Genomic DNA, 22,521 nt, shown 5'->3' with positions numbered 1-22,521 from the left:
CGGAGGCCGTTGGTCGCGGCCCTCTCCGCATGACTCGTGCCATATCGAAGTCCCCCGTAGACATGCACACCGTCTGTATCCGATCCGGCCGGCCGATGGCCCGCCTGGATCTCACTTGAGTCAACCAGCCGCCCGGTGCGGCGTCAAGGTCGTAGATCTTCCCGGCCCGGCAAATCCCGTGCGCCGCCCGGCCGTCGGGCGCCCGCCATTCCCGCCGGCGCGGCCAATTGCGCCCGCTCCGCGCCGAAAACCGGGTGAGCGGTCGGCGCGGTGCGGACGTCCAAGACCTTTTCACGGAGTGCCGGTGCGGCGGTCCGGCGTTGTCAGGTCACTCCGCTGCCTCTTCCCGGAACGTGCTGCGCAGCTTCTCGGAGAGCACGGCTCCGATACGCTCCAGCGGCCCGGGATTCATCATGTCGGTGTGTTTGCAGGGAATCTCCCGGAAATCGACGGCGCCCGCGAAATACGGGTCCCAGGCACCCGGCAGAAGCTGGTGTGCGGTCTCTTCCGAGGCGGCCATGACCAGCGCCGGTGCGGAGATGGGGCGGTGTGCCACGTCCAGCCCGATGCGGGCGTTGTTGACCGTGACCTCCGTCATCGCCCGGACCTCGGTTTCCGAGAGGCCGGCCAGTGCGGTGTTCTTCGTGCGGAGCAGGTCCACGGTGCTCTCGTGGGTGAGCCGCGCCGCTGCTTCGTCGTCGAGTTCGATGTCGAAAAGTGCCAGCATGGCGCGGTATACGTCGGCGGTTCGGACCTTCGCCAGTGACTCCTCCACCTCCTCCCTGGCGACCGTGCCGACCGGGTGGCAGTCGAGCAGGGTGAGCAGCCCGACGCGCTGGCCGCGCTGCTCCAGCAGGTCCGCCATCCGGTGCGCGACGATGCCGCCGAACGACCAGCCGAGAAGGTGGTAGGGGCCTTCCGGCTGCATTTCGGTGATGCGGTCGACGTAGTGTGCCGCCATTTCCTCGACGGAATCGGGGAGATTTCCCGAGCCGTCGAGACCGGCCGCTTGCACGGCGTACACGGGTACGTCCGGGTCGAGATGCCGGAGCAGTCCCGAATACGACCAGCCGAGGCCGCTTCCGGCGTGGACGCAGAAGACCGGCGGCTTGCTGCCGTGCGTCCGCAGAGGCAGCAGGACATCCAGTGCGCCGTCCTCGGCGTCGGTGTCCAGACGGCGGGCCAGCCCGGCCACCGTGGGCGTTTCCATCATGGCCTTCACCGGGAATTCGACGCCCAGTACGGCATGGATACGGACGAGCAGCCGGACCGCCGAGAGGGAATGCCCGCCGAGTTCGAAGAAATTGTCGTCCACGTTCACCCGGGGCACGCCGAGGATTTCCGCGAAGAGGCCGCACAGCAGTTCTTCGCGGGGCGTGCGCGGCGGCCGTCCGGATTCCTCCGGCCCGTCCTGCGGCAGCGGCAGCGCCGTCCGGTCGAGGGTTCCCCGGCCGGTCAGCGGCAGCCGGTCCAGCAGGACCACGGCGGCCGGGACGAGGTGTTCGGACAGCCGCTCCGCCAGGTGGGCGCGGAGCGCGCCGGGTTCGGGTGCGCCGGTGGCGCGTGCGGGCACCGCGTACGCCGTCAGCACCTCCTCACCTGCACCGTCCTCGTGGACGGCCACGGCGGCCGCGGCGACGGCCGGGTGCGTGGTCAACGTGTCCTCGACGGCGCGCGGTTCGATGCGCAGGCCGCGCAGGGCGGCGTGCTCCCCCGCCTGTGCGACGGGCTCCAGCGTGGGCCCGTCCGCGCCGGCGCGGCGGCGCACCAGTTCGCCCGTGCGGTACATCCACGCGCCCGGCCGGAACGGGTCGGGTACCAGCCGTTCCCCGGTGAGCACGGCCGCGCCCGCGTATGCCGCGTGGCGCTGCGGTACGTGGACGTACAGCTCGCCCGTCACGCCCGGCGGCACCGGCCGCAGCCCCGCGTCGAGGACGTACGCCCCGCCGTCGGCCGCCGGGTGTCCGAGGGTGGGCGCCGTCGCGTCCGCCACCCGGCCCGTGAGGGCGGCCGCCGCGCACCCGGCTGGGCGGTGCACGGCATAGGCCCGCGTCGCGGGCAGTTCCCGCAGGCGGTGCCACAGCGCCGTTCCGGCGGGCTCGCCGGACAGCACCAGGCCGACGGGGACGGGACGGCCGCCGTCCGGCGTGCAGAGGCCCGCGTCCAGCAGTTGTTCGGTCTGCCGCGGGGTGGTGGCGACCAGGTGGGCACCGGCCGCGCGGAGCTGTCCGACGGTGTCCTCCGGGTCCGCCGGGCCCCCGCCGGGCCGGGCGCCGCACAGGTGCAGCTCGTGTCCGGCGAGCAGGGCCGACAGGGCGTCCCAGGCGCCCGGGGCGGAGAGCGGCACGGTCAGCGCGACGCGCAGCCGCTCCTGCCCGGCCGCGGTCACGGCGTCGGCGAACAGGTGCTGCTGGTGGTGGGCGAACAGCTCGGTGAGTGCCGCATGCGGCACGGGGAGGTGGCCCGGCCGGTGCGCGGCGCGCGCCGGGTGGTCAGGCAGCAGCGGCGCCGTCCGCTCTGCGTCGGTGAGGTCGGTGTCGGCCGGGGCGTCCGCGTACGTCTCGTCCAGCGGAACGACCGTCCGCCCGCCCGCGACCGCGGCGTCGAAGCCCGGCCCGGCGACGACCAGCAGCGCACCGGCCGCTTCGAGGGCCTCCGGCGCGTCCGGGCCGTCGAGCGACACGTACGCCGCGCCCGCCTTGAGGACGGCCAGCAGCGCGACGACCGCCCGCGCGGACGGCGGCACCGCCAGCGCCGCCACCTGCCCGGGCCCGGCGCCGAGTCCGGCCAGCCGCCGGGCGAGCCGGTTGGCGTGGCCGTTGAGCTGCGCGTATGTCAGAGTGCCGTCGTCGGCGGCCACGGCGGGCGAGCCGGGTGTGGCCGCCGCCTGTGCCTCGAACAGCCTGACCACGGTGTCCGGTACGGCGGCGGTCTCCGGGCGCCGGTCCGCGGTCTCCGCCATCAGGCGGCGCTCGCCGGCGGTCCGTACATCGAGCCGGGACACCTTCCGGCGCGGATCGGCCACGACCGTGGCGACCAGGCCCACCAGCCGTTCCGCGAGGGCGGCGACCGTCGTGCGGTCGAACAGCTCGGTGGCGTAGCGCAGGGTGCCCAGGACGCCGCCGGGCGTGCCGTCGTCGGCGACCCGTTCGTTGAAGGTGAAGTCCAGGTCGAATTTGGCCGCCCCGGCTTCCAGTTCGACCGCTTCGACGTCCAGTCCGGGCAGGCCGGGGCCGTCGGCGCCCTGCACCCCGAAGTCGACCATGACCTGGAAGAGCGGGTGCCGGGCCGTCGAGCGGTACGGGTTGATGATCTCCACCAGCCGTTCGAACGGCAGGTCCTGGTGGGCGTACGCCTCCAGGCCGGCCTGCCGTACGCGGTCGACCAGCTCGCCGAACGTCGGGTCGCCGGACAGGTCGGCGCGCAGCACCAGCGTGTTGACGAAGAAGCCGACCAGGTCGTCCAGTGTCTCGTCGGTCCGGCCGGCGACGGGGGTGCCGAGCACGATGTCCGTACCGGCGCCGTGCTTGGACAGCAGGGCCGCCACGGCCGCCTGGAGCACCATGGCGGGGCTCGCGCCGGAGGCGGTGGCCAGCGAGGCCAGGCCACGGTGGGTGCGGACGGGCAGTTCGAAGGTGACGACGCCGCCCTCGTAGCCCGGCTCGGCGGGGCGCGGCCGGTCGGCGGGCAGGGCCGCTTCCTCGGGCGCTCCGGCCAGCAGCTTCCGCCAGTAGGCGATCTGCCGGGCGATGGCGCTGTCCGGGTCGTCCTCGTCGCCGAGCACGTCCCGCTGCCACAGCGCGTAGTCGATGTACTGCACCGGCAGGGCGGGCCATCGGGGCGTGCCGCCGTCGCGCCGCGCGGTGTAGGCGGCGGCCAGGTCGCGGACCAGGCGGCCCGCGGACCAGGCGTCGCCCGCGATGTGGTGGAGCAGGATCAGCAGGACGTGGCTGGGTCCGCCGTCGGCGTCGGTCCCCTCGAACAGTGCGGCGCGGACGGGCGGTTCGGTGGCCAGGTCGAACGGGTGGGCGGCGGCGTCGCGCAGTGCGCCCGGCAGTTCCGCCGCTGTGACGGGGCGTACCCGCCAGCCGCAGTCCACGGCCGCGGCTTCCAGGACCGCCTGCCTGGGCTCGCCGTCGGTCTCGGGGAAGACGGTGCGCAGCGACTCGTGCCGGGCGATCACGTCGTGCAGCGCTCCTCGCAGCGCGTCCTGGGCGACGGTGCCCTTCAGGCGCAGCGCCAGCGGCATGTTGTACGTCGCCGACGGGCCTTCCAGCTTGTGCAGGAACCACAGGCGGCGCTGCGCGAAGGACAGGGGTACGGCGTCCGGGCGCGGTCCGGCCACCGGAGCCGTACGGGCCCGGCCGCCGGCGTCCAGCCGGCCGGCGAGTCCGGCCACCGTGGGCGCCTCGAATACCGCGGCGATCGGCACCTCGGTGCCCAGCGTCCGGCGGATGCGGCTGACCAGGCGCGTCGCGAGCAGCGAGTGGCCGCCCAGTTCGAAGAAGCTGTCGTCGATGCCGACCCGCTCCAGCCCGAGCACCTCGGCGAACAGGCCGCACAGGGCCTCCTCACGGGGTGTGCGGGGCGCCCGGCCGGCGCTGAGCAGGCCGTAGTCGGGTGCGGGCAGGGCCTTGCGGTCCAGCTTGCCGATCGGGGAGAGCGGCAGCCGGTCCAGTACGACGAACGCGGACGGGACCATGTACTCCGGCAGCCACCGGCGGAGCTTCGCCCGCAGGTCACGGCTGAGTTCGGCGGACCGGTCGGAGCGGGCCGGGCTGTTGGCGTACTCCGCCGCCGGCCGGTCGCCGGGGGTGCCGTGGTAGGCCGCCACGAGGGTGCCGGGCGCCTCGGGGCCGGGCCGTAGGACGACGTCGAAGCGGTCGTCGTGCCCGGACCGGGCCCATGTCGCGACGGCGTGGAAGCCGAGCCGTTCGGCGTACCGGTGCACGGCTTCCGGGTCGGTTCCGGTGTCCGGTCCGGTGCCGCCGTCGATGCGGCGCAGTACGGCCGTGTCGGCGGCGAGGCGCCCGTTGGGCACGTCCGTCAGGCGCAGGCCGCCGGGGTGCTCGCGCAGCGGCCCGGCCAGCCCGTCGAGGTCCGCGCCCACCTGCTGCCAGGCGACGACGGGCAGGTCGGCCACCTGGGCGGGTGCGGCCGGGGCCCTGGTGATCACCACGTCGTAGCGGTAGCGGGACAGCTCGTTGTCGTAGTCGCCGCGCTTGAGGCGGATGTCGACGCCACCGGCGTCCGGGAGTCCGGCGGCCAGCGTGGTGAAGAAGTCGGGCGCGAGGAGCAGTTCCTCCTCGGCCGCGGTGCGCTGGCCGACCTGGGCGCGCAGGGCGGCGGGGTCGGCGTCGGTGCCGAGAGCCTGTGCGGCGACTCCGGCCTGCAGGGTCCGCAGCAGGCGCAGGTTGCGGATGTCGCCGAGGAAGAGCGAGCCGCCGGGGACGAGCAGGGCCAGAGCCTTGGTGATGACGTCGGCCAGGTAGCGGGCGTCGGGGAAGTACTGGGCGACGGAGTTGACGACGACGGCGTCGAAGAAGCCCTCGGGCAGTCCGGCCATGTCGTCGGCGGGCTGGGCCCGCAGTTCGACGCGGTCGCGCAGGTCGTCGCGTTCCGCGACCCGGGCCCGCAGGGTGTCGACGGCGGCTGCGGAGAAGTCGGTGCCCCAGTAGGCGGCGCAGTGCGGGGCGACCTGGGACAGGATCAGGCCGTTGCCGACGCCGAGTTCGAGGACGTTGCGGGGTGCGAGGCGCCGGATGGCCTCGACCGCGGCGCTCCGCCACTGGTGCATCTCGGTGAGCGGGATGGGTGAGCCGTCGTAGCTGCTCGTCCAGATGCCGAAGTCCTCCCAGAAGCCGCCGCTGCCGGCCTGGCCGCGGTAGACCTCCTCGTACACCTCCTGCCAGGAGGCGACCCGGCGGCCGTCCTCGCCGTCCGCCGCGGCGTCCCGGCCGGGTACGACGTAGCCGACCAGGCGCGGGGTGCCGTCGTGGTCCTCGCGTACCTGCACGGTGGCGGCGGTGATGCCGTCCTGGCGGGTGAGGGCGGCCTCGATCTCGCCGAGTTCGATGCGGAAGCCGCGGACCTTGACCTGGTCGTCGGCCCGGCCCACGAACTCCAGGCCGTGCTCGCCGCGCCACTTGACGAGGTCGCCGGTGCGGTACATCCGCCCGCCGGGGCCGCCGTACGGGTCGGCGACGAAGCGTTCGGCGCTCAGTCCGGGGCGGTTCAGGTAGCCGCGGGCCAGGAAGGGCCCGGCCACGTACAGTTCGCCGACGACGCCGTCCGGCACCGGCCGCAGCTTCTCGTCCAGGACGTACACCCGCACGTTGGGCAGCGGCCGGCCGATCATCGGCGGCCGTTCCGGGCCGGTCACCTCACTGGTCGTGACCCAGACGGTGGCCTCCGTCGGCCCGTAGAGGTTGACGGCGCCGCCGCCCTGGGCGTGCAGCCGCTCGGCCAGCGCGGCGGGCAGTGCCTCGCCGCCGACCAGCAGCCGTACGCCGGAGAGGTTCGCGGTGTCCTCGTCCGGCCCGTCGCCGGAGCCGCCCAGCATCGACCGGTAGACGGACGGGGTGGCCTGGAAGAGGGTCGCGCCGCTCTCCGCGACCAGGCGCCGCAGGGCGAGCGGGTCCTTGGCGGTTCCGGACGGCGCGAGCACCACGCTCGCGCCGGACAGCAGGGGGGCGTGGATCTCCACGGCGGCGATGTCGAAGGTGATGGTGGTGGCGGCCACCATGCGGTCGTCCGGTGTCATCGGTACGCGGGTCAGGACCGCGTCCAGGAAGTGCGCGATGCTCGCGTAGGAGATCACCACGCCCTTCGGCCGGCCGGTGGAGCCGGAGGTGTAGATGACGTACGCGGCGTCCGCCGGGTGGGCCGGTGTGCCGCGTTCGGCGTCGGTCACGTCGTCGTCCCGGCGGGCGCGGAGCTGTTCCTCGGTGTCCGGGTCGCCGAGCCGGACACACTGGCCCGGCAGCGGCTGCGGCAGGGCGTCGTGCAGGTCCGTGGTGGTGATCACGGCGGCCGGCCGCGCGTCCTGGAGGACGTATGCGAGCCGGTCGGCCGGGTTGGCCGGGTCGAGCGGCAGGTAGGCCGCGCCGGTCTTCATGACGGCCAGCAGCGCGACGGGCAGGTCCGCCGTGCGGGGCAGCGCGAGCGCCACCACGCTCTCCCGGCCGATGCCGCTGTCCAGGAGGAGGCGGGCGAGCCGGTTGGCGCGGCGGTTCAGGTCCGCGTAGTGCGTGTCGTGGTCGCCCGCGCGCACGGCGAGGGCGCCGGGGGTGCGGGCCGCCTGCTGCTCGAACCGCTCGTGCGGCAGCCCGGCAGGTGTGCGGCCTTCGGTCGCGTTGCGGGTCCGGAGCAGTTCGGTGTGCTCCTCGTCCGAGAGCAGCCGGGCGTCGGCGAGCCGGACGGACGGGTCGCGCACCACCGCGCGCAGGAAGCCGACGTACCAGGCGGCGATCTTCTCGGCCGTGCCGCGGTCGAACAGCTCGGTGGCGTACTCCAGCGTGGCGCTGATGCCGTCCGGGCCGCCCGCTTCCGTCAGCGCCTCGCCCATGCTCAGGAACAGGTCGAACTTGGAGTTCTCGCTGTCCAGCGGGTACGGCTCGGCCTCGGCGCCGGCCATGGTCAGGGTCGGCACGGCCACGTTCTGGAGCGCGAACATGACCTGGAACAGCGCGTTGCCGGACAGGGACCGCACCGGGTTGACCGCCTCGACCAGGTACTCGAACGGCAGGTCCTGGTGCGCGTAGGCCGCCAGCGACCGGTCCCGCACGCGGCCGAGGAGGTCGTCGAACCGCGGGTCGCCGGAGGTGTCCGTCCGCAGCACCAGCGTGTTGACGAAGAAGCCCACCAGGTCGGTCAGCGCCTCGTCGGTGCGGCCCGCGATCGGGACGCCGACCGGGATGTCGTGGCCCGCGCCGAGCCGGGACAGCAGCGCGGCGAAGCCGGTCTGGAGCACCATGAACAGGGTCGTGTGGGTGTCCGCGGCGAGCCGCCGCAGCCCGGCGTGGAGCTCCGCGTCCAGGGTGAAGGGCAGCAGGTCACCGCGGTAATCGGCGACCGCGGGCCGCGGCCGGTCGGTGGGCAGTTCGAGCTGGGCCGGGATGCCGTCGAGGGCGTCCTTCCAGTACGCGAGCTGGCGCGCGGCCATGCTGTCCGGTTCGTCGGCCTGGCCGAGGAGTTCCTGCTGCCAGATCGCGTAGTCCGCGTACTGGACGGGCAGCGGGCTCCACTCGGGGACCGCGCCCGCCAGGCGGGCTTCGTAGGCGGTGCGCAGGTCGCGCATCAGCGGGGCGCGGGAGGCGCCGTCACCGATGATGTGGTGCATCACGAGGACGAGGACCGGCGCGCCGCCGTCCGGCTGCTCGAACAGCCAGGCACGTACGGGCGGTTCGCTGTCCAGCCCGAAGCGGTGTCCGGCCGCCTCCTGCACGGCCTGGTGCAACCGCTCGCCCGCCACCTCCTCGACCCGCAGGTCCAGTACGGCGTCGGCCGGTGCGAGCACCACCTGCCGCGGCTCGCCGTCCACGTCCGGGAAAACGGTGCGCAGCGACTCGTGCCGTCCGACCAGGTCGTTCAGGGCGTCCCGCAACGCCTGCCGGTCCACGGTGCCGGTGAGCCGGAGGGCGAGCGGCCAGTTGTAGGCCGCGGACGGGCCCTCCAGCTGGTGCAGGAACCACAGGCGGCGCTGTGCGAAGGACAGCGGTACGGCCTGCGGGCGGGGCATCGGCACGAGTGCCGTACGGACCTGTCCACCGGCCGCGTCCAGCCGGGCGGTCAGCCCGGCGACCGTCGGCGCCTCGAAGACCGCGCCCAGCGGCAGTTCGACACCGAGGACCGCGCGGATGCGGCCGACCAGCCGGGTGGCCAGCAGGGAGTGGCCGCCCAGGTCGAAGAAACTGTCGTCGATGGATACCCGCGCCACGCCGAGCACATCGGCGTACAGGCCGCACAGCATCTCCTCGCGCGGCGTGCGCGGTGCGCGCCCGGCACTGTGGGCGCCGAAGTCCGGTGCGGGCAAGGCGCGGTGGTCGAGCTTGCCGTTGGGCGTCAGCGGTACGGCGTCCAGCGCCACCACCGCTGCCGGGACCATGTACTCCGGCAGCCGCTCGGCGGCGTGCGCGCGCAGCGCGGAAGTGTCCACGGCGGCCGGGCCGTCCGCGCGGTTCTCGGGCACCACGTACCCGACGAGCCGGGTGTCGCCCTGCCCGCCGTCGCGGGCCACGACGACGGCCTGCCGCACGTCCGGGTGGTCCAGCAGGGCCGAGGCGACCTCGCCGGGCTCGATGCGGAAGCCGCGGATCTTGATCTGTTCGTCGGCGCGGCCCGCGTACTCCAGCTGGCCGTCCGGCCGCCAGCGCGCCAGGTCGCCGGTGCGGTACATCCGTACGCCCGGCTCGAAGGGGCAGGCCACAAACCGTTCGGCGGTCAGGCCCGGGCGGCCGAGGTAGCCGCGGGCCAGCTGGGCGCCGGCCATGTACAGCTCGCCCGCGGTGCCGGTCGGCACCGGCTCCAGGTGCTCGTCGAGGACGTAGGCCCGCATGTTCCAGAACGGGCGGCCGATGGGCACCGGCCCGGCGGGCAGCTTCTGCTTCGGGCCGATACGGAACTCGGTGCAGTTGACGGTCGTCTCGGTCGGCCCGTAGGCGTTGACGACGGTCACCCGGCGGTGGCCGGTGCGCCACTGCTGGAGGGCCGCGGCGGTCAGTGCCTCACCGCCGAGGATCAGCATCTCGCCCGGCGACCAGCGCTTGGGCAGGTCGCCGAGGAGCGGCAGGTGCGACGGGGTGGCCTTCAGCAGCGCCACCGGGACCGCGTTGTCCTGTCCGGCCACCTCGTCCAGGCTGCCCAGGTAGACCCGGCCGCCGACGGTCAGGGTCGTGTAGAGGCCGGTGACGGTGAGGTCGAAGGCGATGGAGGTGGGGACGAGGGTGGCGCCGCGGGCCGCCGGGTAGTGGTGGGCGGACCAGTTGAGGTAGTTGACGAGGGCGCGGTGTTCGGTCACCACGCCCTTGGGGGTGCCGGTGGAGCCGGAGGTGTAGATGACGTACGCCGGGTGTTCCATCTCGACGTCGGTCTCGGGGTCGTCGTCCGGGTATGCGGACAGGTCCCGGTCCAGCGCCGCCTCGTCCAGGACGAGCAGCGGCGCCGCGTCGGCGAGGACGAAGGCCCGCCGCTCCTCCGGGTACTCCGGGTCGACGGGCGCGTACGCGCCGCCCGCCTTCAGTACGGCCAGCAGCGCCACCACCAGGTCGACGGAGCGTGGCAGCACCACCGCCACCAGCGTCTCCGGCACCACGCCCCGGTCGATCAGCCAGTGCGCCAGCCGGTTGGCCCGCGCGTTCAGCTCCCCGTACGTCACGGACTCCGTGCCGCACACCACCGCGACCGCGTCCGGGGCGCGCCGTACCTGGATCTCGAACTGTTCGGCGACGGTGAACTCCGGTACCTCCACCGCCGTGTCGTTCCAGGCGGTGAGCAGCTGACCGCGCTCCTGGTCGCCGAGCAGCCGGACCCGGCCGAGCGGCAGCGACGGGTCGGCCGTCATCTGCTCCAGCAGCCGCTTCCAGCGCGCCAGCAGTCCTTCGACCGTCGCCCGGTCGAACAGATCGGTCGCATACTTCACCGAGCCCGCGATGCCGGCCGGCGCGCCGTCGGCACCGTGCCGCTCCAGCACGTTGACCGACAGGTCCACCTTGGCGGTCTCGATGTCCACCGCCTCGCCGCTGACGTCGAGGCCGGACAGGGTGAACTCACCGGCCGGGTCGTCCTGGAGGACCAGCATCACCTGGAAGAGCGGGTGGTGGGAGGTGGAGCGCCGGGGGTTGAGGAGTTCCACGAGGTGGTCGAAGGGCACGTCCTGGTGCGCGTAGGCGGCCAGATTGGTGTCCCGGACGCGTTCGAGGAGTTCCGCGAAGCCCGGGTCGCCGGAGGTGTCCGTACGCAGCACGAGCGTGTTGACGAAGAAGCCCACCAGGTCGTTGAGCGCGTCGTCCATCCGGCCCGCGACCGGCGACCCCAGCGGAATGTCCGTTCCCGCGCCGAGCCGTGTCAGCAGCGCGGCCAGCGACGCCTGCAGGGCCATGAAGACCGTGCCGCCGGAGGCGCGGGCCAGCTCCGCCAGCCGCGTGTGCGCCGCCGCGTCCAGCTCGAAGGGCACCGAGGCGCCCGTGTACGAGGCCACCGCGGGGCGGGGGCGGTCTGCGGGCAGGCTGATCTGCTCGGGCAGCCCGGCCAGCGCCTCGCGCCAGTAGGCCACTTGCTGTCCGTACATGCTCTCCGGGTCGTCCTCGTCGCCGAGCAGTTCGCGCTGCCACAGCGTGTAGTCGATGTACTGCACCGGCAGGGCCTCCCACTGCGGGGCCGCGCCGCGCTTGCGTGCCTCGTACGCCGTCACCACGTCGCGGGCCAGCGGTCCCATGGACCAGCCGTCACCGGTGATGTGGTGCAGGAGCAGCAGCAGGACGCAGTCGTCCGGGCCCAGCTCGAACAGCCGGGCGCGGAAGGGCAGCTCGGCGGTGAGGTCGAAGGCGTACCGGGCCTCCTTGTCCAGAGCATCGGGCAGCCCGGCCTCGGTGACCGTGCACCGCTCCCAGCCGAAGTCGGCGTCGGCGGCGTCCAGCACCACCTGGTGCGGTTCGCCGTCGGTGACGCGGAAGACCGTGCGCAGCGCGTCGTGCCGGCCGATCGTGTCGTGCAGCGCGGCCCGCAGTGCCTCGTGGTCCACCGTGCCCTTCAGGCGCAGCGGCAGCGGCATGTTGTACGTCGCCGACGGGCCCTCCAGCTGGTGCAGGAACCACAGGCGGCGCTGCGCGAAGGACAGCGGGAGCACGTCCGGGCGCGGCATGGGGCGCAGCGAGGTGCGGGTCGGGCCGCCGAGGCCGAGCTGTTCGACCAGCCCGGCCACGGTCGGCGCTTCGAACAGCACCCGGAAGGGCAGCTCCACGTCGAGTTCGGCGCGCACCCGGCTGACGAGCCGGGTGGCGAGCAGCGAGTGCCCGCCGAGGTCGAAGAAACTGTCGTCCAGGCCGACCCGGTCCACGTCGAGCACCTCACGGAACAGACGGCACAGCGTCTCCTCCTGCGGGCTGCGCGGGTCGCGCCCGTCGTCGGCCGTGGCACCGGCCGCGTAGTCCGGTACGGGCAGGGCCCGGCGGTCGAGCTTGTCGTTGGGCGTCAGCGGGAGCCGGTCCAGCACCAGCACGGCGGCCGGAACCAGGTACTCCGGCAGCCGTTCCGCCAGGTGGGCGGTGAGTGCGGCGGGCTCGGGCGCGGCCGTGCCGTCCGGTACGACGTAGGCGACGAGCCGCTGGTCACCGGGCGTGTCCTCGCGCACGATGACCGCCGCCTGCCGTACGCCGTCGCAGCCGGTCAGCACGGACTCGATCTCCCCGGGCTCGATACGGAACCCACGGACCTTCACCTGCTCATCGGCCCGGCCCAGGTACTCCAGCTGTCCATCGGCGCGCCAGCGCGCGAGGTCACCGGTCCGGTACATCCGCTCGCCGGGCTCGAAGGGCGAAGCCACGAACCGCTCAGCCGTCAGCCCAGGCCGGCCCGCGTAACCACGCGCCAGCCCCGCCCCCGACGCGTACAGCTCACCCACCACACCCACCGGCACCGGCCGCAGCCCGGCATCCAGCACATACGTACGCGTGTTGGCGATCGGGTGCCCGATCGGCGCGACCGAGGCCTCCATGGCCCCGCTCATCGAGACGCACACCGTCGACTCCGTCGGACCGTACGCGTTGACGACCTCGCGGCCGCCCGCCGACCAGCGGGCGATCAGCTCCGGCGGCGCGGCCTCGCCCGCCAGCACCACCGTCGCCAGCGCGTCCAGCCCGGTCTCGGCACCCGCCGGGACCGCGCCCAGCACGGACGGCGGCAGCGTCAGATGCGTCACCCGCTGACCGGCCAGCACGTCCCGCAGCGCCTCGCCGACCAGCCGCCCGCCCTCGGGCACCACCAGCGTGGCACCGGAACCGAACGCCATCACCAGCTCCCACCAGGCGGCGTCGAAGCTGGGCGAGGCGAACTGGAGCACCCGGCTGCCCGCCGTCACACCGAGCCGTCCGGTCTGCGCGTACGACAGGCTGGCGACGCCCCGGTGCGAGACGACGACGCCCTTGGGCCTGCCGGTCGAGCCGGACGTGTAGATCACGTACGCGGGATGTTCCGGTGCGACGCGCACTCCCGGGTCGGTGCCCGGGAATCCGGACAGGTCCTGCCGCAGCGCCGCCTCGTCCAGCACCAGCACAGGCGCCGCGTCACCGAGGATGAACTCCCGGCGCTCGCGGGGGTACTCCGGGTCGACGGGCACATACGCGCCACCAGCCTTCAGCACGGCGAGAACGGCGACCACCATCTCGACCGACCGCGGCAGCAGCACCCCCACCAGCTTCTCCGGCCCCACACCCTGCCCGACCAGCCAGTGGGCCAACCGGTTCGCCCGCGCGTCCAGCTCGCCGTACGACAGCGACTCGGCACCGCGGACCACCGCGATAGCGTCCGCGTCCCGGCGCGCATGGGCGCCGAACAGCCCGGCGAGCGTGGCGGCCGGGACCTCGGCGGCCGTCCGGTTCCACTCGAAGACGATCTGGCGACGTTCATCGTCCGACAGCAGCTCGACCCGGCCGATCCGCAGCGACGGGTCGGCCGTCACCTGCTCCAGCAGCCGCATCCACCGGGCCAGCAGCCCCTCGACCGTAGCGCGGTCGAACAGCTCGGTGGAGTACTGGACGGCGGAGACGACGCCCTGCGGCTCACCGTCCGCGCCGTGCCGCTCCACCACGTTCAGTTCGAGGTCGGCCTTGGAGACGCTGAGGTCGACGCCCTCGACGTCCACCTGGATGCCCGGCAGCGCGAAGCCCGCCTCCTGGGCGTTCTGGAGGCCGAGGATCACCTGGAAGAGCGGGTGGTGGGAGGTGGAACGCTCGGGGTTGAGCAGTTCCACCAGGTGCTCGAACGGCACGTCCTGGTGCGCGTACGCGGCCAGGTTCGTCTCCCGGACCCGGCCGAGCAGTTCCTCGAAGCCCGGGTCACCGGACGTGTCCGTACGCAGCACCAGCGTGTTGACGAAGAAGCCCACCAGATCGTCGAGCGCGTCATCCATCCGCCCCGCGATCGGCGACCCCAACGGAACGTCCGTCCCGGCACCCAGCCGCGTCAGCAGCGCCGCCATACCCGCCTGCAACACCATGAACACCGTCGTGTTCGACCGCCGCGCCAGCTCCACCAGCCGGCCGTGCAGGCCGGCGTCCAGCTCGAAGAGGAGCGACGCGCCCTCGTACGACGCGACGGCCGGACGCGGCCGGTCGGCCGGGAACGTCACCTGCTCCGGCAGGCCCGCCAGTTGCTCGCGCCAGTAGTCCACCTGCTTCGCGTAGACACTGTCAGCGTCCGCCTCGTCGCCCAGCAGCTCCCGCTGCCACAGGGAGTAATCCGCGTACTGCACCGGCAGCTCCGCCCACTGCGGGGCGTCGCCCTGTACGCGGGCGGTGTACGCGGCGACCACGTCGCGGGCCAGCGGGCCCATGGACCAGCCGTCGCCCGCGATGTGGTGCAGCAGAAGCAGCAGCACACGGTCCCGCGGGCCGGTCTCGAAGATCCGGGCACGTACGGGTACGTCCGTGGCCAGCTCGAAGGCATACCGCGCCGCCTCGTCGAGAGCGGCGGGCAGTTCCGCCTCGGTGACCGTCCGCCGCTCCCAGCCGAAGTCCGCGTCGGCCGCGTCCAGCACCCGCTGGTACGGCTCGCCGTCCCGCTCCGGGAAGACCGTACGCAGCGACTCGTGCCGCCCGATCACGTCCCGCAGGGCCGCGTGCAGCGCCTCGGTGTCCACCTCGCCCACCAGCCGCAGGGCCAGGGGGATGTTGTACGTGGCGGACGGGCCCTCCAGCTTGTGCAGGAACCACAGGCGGCGCTGCGCGAACGACAGCGGCACGGCCGCCGGGCGGGGCATCGGCGCCAGCGCCGTACGCACCTGTCCCCCGGCCGCCTCCAGACGCGCGGCCAGCCCCGCCACCGTGGGCGCGCCGAACACGTCCCTGATCGGCAGCTCCGTACCGAGGACACTGCGGACACGGCTCACCAGGCGGGTGGCCAGCAGCGAATGCCCGCCGAGGTCGAAGAAACCGTCGTCGATACCGACCCGGTCCACACCCAGCACCTCGGCGAACAGGCCGCACAGGACCTCTTCCTGCGGGGTGCGCGGGGCGCGGCCGTCGGAGCCGGCCGCGTACTCGGGGGCGGGCAGGGCCCTGCGGTCCAGCTTGCCGTTCGGGGTCAGCGGCAGCCGCTCCAGCGTCACGACGGCCGACGGGACCATATACCCGGGCAGCCGCTCGGCGAGGCCCGCGAGGAGCCCGGCGGGGCGTCCCGGTGTGTCGTGGCCGTCCTCGGGCACGACGTACGCGACGAGCCGCTGGTCACCGGGGGCGTCCTCGCGGACGACGACCGCCGCCTGCCGTACGCCCTCGGAGGCGGTCAGCAGCGACTCGATCTCCCCGGGCTCGATACGGAAGCCACGGACCTTGACCTGCTCGTCGGCCCGGCCCAGGTACTCCAGCTGTCCATCGGCGCGCCAGCGTGCGAGGTCGCCGGTGCGATACATCCGTACGCCCGGCTCGAAGGGCGAGGCCACGAACCGCTCAGCCGTCAGCCCGGGGCGCTTCGCGTACCCACGCGCCAACCCTGCCCCCGACACGTACAGCTCACCCGCCACCCCCACCGGCACCGGTCGCAGCGCCGCATCCAGCACGTACACGCGCGTGTTGGGCACCGGACGGCCGATCGGCGCGGCTGTCCCGTCGGTCGGGGCGCTCATCGACACACAGACCGTCGACTCCGTCGGGCCGTACGCGTTGACGACCTCGCGGCCGCCCGCCGACCAGCGCGCCACCAGCTCCGGCGGCACGGTCTCACCGGCCACCAGCACGGTCCGCAGCGCGGGCAGGCGCGTCTCGGTGCCGGGCGGCAGCGCGCCCAGCACGGACGGCGGCAGCGTCACGTGCGTCACGCCGTGCTCCGCGAGCACGCTCGCGAGGGCTTCGCCCACCAGCCGGCCGCTCTCCGGCACCACCAGCGCGGCGCCCGAGGAGAACGTCATCACCAGTTCCGCCCAGGCGGCGTCGAAGCTGGGCGACGCGAACTGCAGGACCCGGCTGTCCGGGCCGACTCCCATGGGGCGGCCCTGCGCACGGGCCAGGCTCGCCACGCCGCGGTGGGAGACCACGACGCCCTTGGGCAGGCCGGTGGAGCCCGAGGTGTAGATCACATACGCCGGGTGGTCCAAGGTGACGCGTACACCCGGTTCGGTGTCCGGGAAGCCCGACAGGTCCTGGCCCAGCGCCGCCTCGTCCAGCACCAGCACCGGAGCGGCGTCGGCGAGGATGAACTCCCGGCGCTCTCGCGGGTACTCCGGGTCGACGGGTACGTACGCGCCACCGGCCTTGAGGATGCCGAGGACGGCGACCACCATCTCCACCGAGCGCGGCAGCACCACGCCCACCAGCTTCTCCGGGCCCACGCCCTGCCCCCGCAGCCAGTGCGCGAGCCGGTTCGCCCGTGCGTCCAGCTCGCCGTACGACAGGGTCAGCTCGCCGGACAGTACGGCAGGAGCCTGCGGGGCACGCCGTACCTCGTCCTCGAACAGCCCGGCCAGCGTCTTCGCGGGCACGTCGGCGCCCGTGTCGTTCCACTCGGAGAGCAGCCGGGCCCGCTCCGGCGCCGTCAGCAGCTCCATCCGGCCGATCGGCCGCGACGGGTCCGCGACGGCCTGCTCCAGCAGCCGCACCCAGCGCGCGATGAAGCCCTCGACGGTGGCGCGGTCGTACAGCGCCGTGGCGAACTCGGCCAGCGCCTCGATACCCGTCGGCTCGCCGGACCGGTCGTAGCCCTCGGCCACGTTGAAGACCAGGTCGGCCCTGGCCACGCTGAGGTCGACGCCCTCCACGTCGACCTGGAGGCCGGGGAGCCGGAAGGCGGCTTCCTGCCCGCTCTGGAGGCCCAGGATCACCTGGAAGAGCGGGTGGTGGGAGGTCGAGCGTCGCGGATTGAGCAGTTCCACCAGGTGCTCGAACGGCACGTCCTGGTTCGCGTAGGCAGCCAGGTTCGTCTCACGGACGCGGCCGAGCAGTTCCTCGAAGCCCGGGTCACCGGACGTGTCCGTGCGCAGCACCAGTGTGTTGACGAAGAAGCCCACCAGGTCGTCGAGCGCGTCATCCATGCGTCCGGCGATCGGCGACCCCAGCGGAACGTCCGTCCCGGCACCGAGCCGCGTCAGCAATGCCGCCATACCGGCCTGGAGGACCATGAACACCGTCGTGTTCGACCGCCGCGCCAGCTCCACCAACCGGCCGTGCAACCCAGCGTCGAGGGTGAAGGCCAGGTGGCCGCCCTCGTACGACGTGACGGCCGGGCGTGGCCGGTCGGCGGGGAACGTCACCTGGTCGGGAAGGCCCGCCAGCTGACCGGTCCAGTAGTCCACCTGCTTCGCGTAGACGCTGTCAGCGTCTGCCTCGTCGCCGAGCAGTTCGCGCTGCCACAGCGTGTAGTCCGCGTACTGCACCGGCAGCTCGGCCCACTGCGGGGCGCCGCCCTGTACGCGGGCGCCGTACGCCGCCATGACGTCGCGGGCCAGCGGGCCCATGGACCAGCCGTCGCCCGCGATGTGGTGCAGCAGGAGCAGCAGGACGCTGGTGCCGGCGCCGATGTCGTGCAGCCAGGCCCGGAGCGGAACCTCGGACCCGAGATCGAAGCCGTACCGCGCCTCGTCCTCCAGGGCCGCGGGCAGTTCCGTCTCGGTGACCGTAAGGCGCTCCCAGCCGAAGTTCGCGTCGGCCGCGTCCAGGACCAGCTGGTACGGCTCGCCGTCGTGGTCCTCCCGGAAGACGGTGCGCAGCGACTCGTGCCGCGCCACCACGTCACCCAGCGCCGCCCGCAGGACATCCGCGTCGACACCGCCCGTCAGGCGCAGCACCAGCGGCATGTTGTACGTCGCCGAGGGGCCTTCCAGCCGGTGCAGGAACCACAGGCGGCGCTGCGCGAACGACAGCGGCACCCGCTCGGGGCGCTCCATCCGCGCCAGCGCCGTACGGGCCTGCCCCGCGGCCGCCGCCAGCCGGCCGGCCAGCGCGGCCACCGTCGGCGCGCCGAACACGTCCTTGATCGGGATTTCGACGCCGAGCGCACTGCGGATGCGGCTGACCAGGCGGGTGGCGAGCAGCGAATGCCCGCCGAGGTCGAAGAAGCTGTCGTCGATGCCGACCCGGTCCACGCCCAGTACCTCGGCGAACAGCGCGCAGAGGGTGGCCTCCTGGTCGGTACGGGGCCCACGGCCGCCGCTCGTGGTGGCCGCGTACTCGGGGGCCGGCAGGGCCTTGCGGTCCACCTTGCCGTTCGGGGTCAGCGGCAGCCGGTCCAGGACCATGACGGCAGACGGAACCATGTACTCCGGCAGCCGCTCCGCCAGCCGCGCACGGGCCGCCTTCACGACCGCACCGATGCCACGGGCCGCGACCGGGGTGTTCGTCCACGGCCCACCGGTCCCGGCGGGCACGTAGACACCCGACAGGGCCGCACCCTCGGCGTCCGCCGGGAGGATGACCGCGTCGAACAGGTCCACCGACCGCGACGACCATGTCGGCACCACGTGCAGGCCGCGCTCCCGGCCCAGCGCGGTCAGCTCCTGCGGATCGACCGGAGCGGCCCCGCCGAAGTCCTCCGGTTCCAGCCCGTCCAGCGCCCGCTCGGCTGCCACTTCAGCGACCAGCCGCGCGCTGGGAATTCCGGTCACGCGCAACGGCGCACCGTCGAAGCCGGTCAGCACCGCGGCCAGATCCAGCTCGGGCGTCCATGCCAGCTGACGTACCGAAGCCACGTCCACGACCTGAGCGGGCGCCTTGTGCAGCACGACCTCATACCGGTGGCGCGTCAGCTCGTTGTGATACACCCCCGGCTTCAGCCGGATGTCCAGCGCGCCGATCCGGCCGTCGCCCGCCGCCAGCCCACTGAAGAACTCGGGGGCCGTGACCAGCTCCTTCTCCAGCAGCACCGCCCGGTCGACCACCGCACGCGCCGACGCGCCACGACCGGCGTGGATGGCCGCGTGCAGGGTCCGCAGCGACCCGGCATGCCGCACATCACCGATGACCAGGCGGCCACCGGGGGCCACGAGGGTGAGGAGCCGGTCGACGACCTGCGCCAGATAGGCGGCGTCGGGGAAGTACTGGATCACCGAGTTGATCAGTACGGTGTCGAAGTGACCGGCCGGCAGACCCGTCACGTCGTCGGCCGCCTGAGCACGCAGCCGTACCCGGTCGCCCAGCCCCGCCTCGGCCACCTGCGCCGACAGCCCGTCGATGACGGCGGCAGACAGGTCCGTACCCCAGTACTCGTCCACGTCCTGCGCGAGGTGGGCCATCAGCAGACCGGCACCCACGCCGATCTCCAGCATCCGGCGGCCACCGAAGTCCCGTACCCGGTCCACGATCGCGTCCCGCCAGGCCCGCATCTCGTCCAGGGCTATCGGCTCACCGGTGTAGGAACTGTCCCAGCCGGAGAAGTCCTCACCGAAGCCGATGCCCTTGCTGCCCGTCTCGGCGTACACCGAGTCGTAGATCTCCCGCCACTCCTCGACCTGCGCCTCGGCGTCAGCCTCCGCACCGGCCCGCAGCGCCGCATCGGGATCCGGCACCACGTACGCGGCCAGCCGCTGGTCACCGGGGGTGTCCTCACGCGCGATGACCACGGCCTGCCGTACGCCTTCGGAAGCCGTCAGCGCGGATTCGATCTCCCCGGGCTCGATACGGAAGCCACGGACCTTGACCTGCTCGTCCGCACGGCCCAGGTACTCCAGCTGACCGTCCGCGCGCCAGCGTGCGAGGTCACCGGTGCGATACATCCGTACGCCCGGCTCGAACGGCGAGGCCACGAACCGCTCAGCCGTCAGCCCGGGGCGCTTCGCGTACCCACGCGCCAGCCCTGCCCCCGACACGTACAGCTCACCCGCCACACCCACCGGCACCGGTCGCAGCGCCGCATCCAGCACATACGTCCTGGTGTTGGTGACCGGACGGCCGATCGGCGCCACCATCTCATCGGTCGTGTCGCTCATCGAGACGCACACCGTCGACTCCGTCGGACCGTACGCGTTCACCACCTCGCGACCACCCACGGCCCACCGGGAGATCAGCTCCGGCGGCACCGCCTCACCCGCCAGCGCAATCGCCCGCAGCTCCGGCAGCCCGGTCTCGGCACCCTGCGGAAGGGCGCCCAGCACCGAAGGCGGCAGCGTCACATGGGAAACCCGCTGCTCGGCCAACGCCGCCTGCAACGCCTCACCGACCAGCCGGCCCTCCTCCGGCACCACCAGCGTGGCGCCCGAAGAGAACGCCATCACCAGCTCCCACCACGCCGCATCGAAGCTCGGCGAAGCGAACTGCAGGACCCGGCTGTCCGCCGTCACACCCAACCGCTGGACCTGCGCCTGCGCCAGGCTGGCCACACCACGGTGGGAGACCACGACGCCCTTGGGCAGACCGGTCGAGCCGGACGTGTAAATCACGTACGCCGGGTTCTCCGGGGCAACGCGCACACCCGCATCGCTCTCCGGAAACCCGGACAGATCCTGGCGCAGCGCCGCCTCGTCCAGCACCAGCACGGGCGCGGCATCACCGAGGATGAACTCCCGGCGCTCGCGGGGGTACTCCGGGTCCACCGGTACGTACGCGCCCCCGGCCTTGTGAACGGCGAGCACCGCCACGACCATCTCCACCGACCGCGGCAGCAGCACCCCCACCAGCTTCTCCGGCCCCACACCCTGCCCGACCAGCCAGTGCGCCAGCCGGTTCGCCCGCGCGTCCAGCTCGCCGTACGACAGCGACTCGGCACCGCGGACCACCGCGATCGCGTCCGCGTCCCGGCGCGCATGGCCGGCGACGGATTCGGCGAGGGTCCTGCCCGGCACGTCGGCGGCCGTCGCGTTCCACCCGGACACCACCCGGTCGCGCTCGGTGCCGGACAGCAGCTCCAGCCCGTCCACCCGCACCGACGGGTCGGCGGTGACCTGCTCCAGTACCCGCACCCAGCGGGCCAGCAGGTCCTCGACCGTCGCGCGGTCGAACAGTTCGGTGGCGTACTCGACGACCGTCTCGATGCCCGTGGGGCCCTGGGCCGCGTCATGGCCCTCGGTGAGGGAGATGAGCATGTCGAAGCGTGCGGTGCCGGCGCTCACCACTTCGGCCTGCACCTGGAGGCCCGGCAGCTGGAAGTCCTCGCTCGGCGCGTTCTGGAGGACCAGCGCGACCTGGAAGAGGGGGTGGTGGGCGGTGGACCGCCGCGGGTTGAGGCGTTCCACCAGGTGCTCGAACGGTACGTCCTGGTGCTCGTACGCGGCGAGGCTGGTCTCGCGGACCCGGCCGAGCAGCTCCTCGAAGGCGGGGTCGCCGGAGGTGTCCGTCCGCAGGACGAATGTGTTGACGAAGAAGCCGATGAGGTCGTCCAGGCCCTCGTCGGTGCGGCCGGCCACGCCGCTGCCCAGCGGGATGTCGTGGCCGCCGCCGAGGCGGGTGAGGAGCGCGGCCATCGCGGCCTGGAGGACCATGAAGACGGTGGTGTTCGACTGCCGGGCCAGCGCCACCAGCCGCCGGTGCAGTGCGGGGTCCAGGTCGAAGGTGAGGTGCTCGCCCTCGTAGGAGGCCACGGCCGGGCGCGGGCGGTCGGTGGGGAAGCTCACCAGGTCGGGCAGGCCGTCCAACTGGTCGCGCCAGTAGGCGACCTGCTGCCCGAAGACACTGTCCGGGTCCTGCTCGTCGCCGAGCAGTTCGCGCTGCCACAGGGTGTAGTCCACGTACTGCACCGGCAGTTCGGGCCAGTCCGGGTCACGCCGCTCGGACCGTGCGGTGTACGCCTCGACGACGTCACGGGCCAGCGGGCCCATCGACCAGCCGTCGCCCGCGATGTGATGGAGCAGCAGCAGGAGTACGTGCTCGTCCGGGCCGGTCTCGTACAGCCATACGCGCACCGGAATCTCGGTGGCCAGGTCGAAGTGGTGCCGGGCCGCCTGTTCCAGCGCGGCTCGCAGGTCCGCCTCGGGAAGCTGCCGGTGTTCCCAGGCGAAGTCCGCGTCGGCGGCGTCCAGCACCACCTGCCGCGGCTCACCGTCCACCTCGGGAAAGACCGTACGCAGCGTCTCGTGCCGGGTCATCACGTCCCGCAGCGCGGCACGCAGCGCCTCCGCGTCCACCTTGCCCGTCAGCCGCAGCGTCAGCGGCATGTTGTACGTCGCCGACGGACCCTCCAGCTTGTGCAGGAACCACAGCCGGCGCTGCGCAAAGGACAACGGGATCATGAGCTGTTTCCTTCTTCCTGCCCCGCACAGGGCAATGCGGCACTGGTCGGTCGTCGGCGGGATCGGGTGAGCGGCGTCGGAGGGACGGCGTCGTGCGGGACGGCGTCCGAGGGCGCGGCACGGCGGGCACACCGCGCGCGGCGGCCAGGAGGCAGGGC

At 73.3% G+C, this 22,521-nt stretch carries 1 protein-coding gene; it reads right to left on the bottom strand.

Annotation, left to right across the window (positions count from 1 at the left end):
- Positions 1–328 precede the first annotated feature (328 nt).
- A complete protein-coding gene (locus tag ACZ53K_RS11175) occupies positions 329–22,363 on the bottom strand; it encodes a non-ribosomal peptide synthase/polyketide synthase (RefSeq protein WP_468834053.1) in 22,035 nt (7,344 codons plus the stop codon).
- Between the last annotated feature and the right edge of the window lie 158 nt (positions 22,364–22,521).

It is taken from the genome of Streptomyces sp. NPDC033221, from assembly GCF_055577005.1.
This window is presented reverse-complemented; position numbering and strand designations above follow the sequence as displayed.

Bases quoted from the DNA above. Each gene is read 5' to 3' on its own strand.
- ACZ53K_RS11175 (WP_468834053.1), bottom strand. From the start codon at position 22,363: ATGATCCCGTTGTCCTTTGCGCAGCGCCGGCTGTGGTTCCTGCACAAG.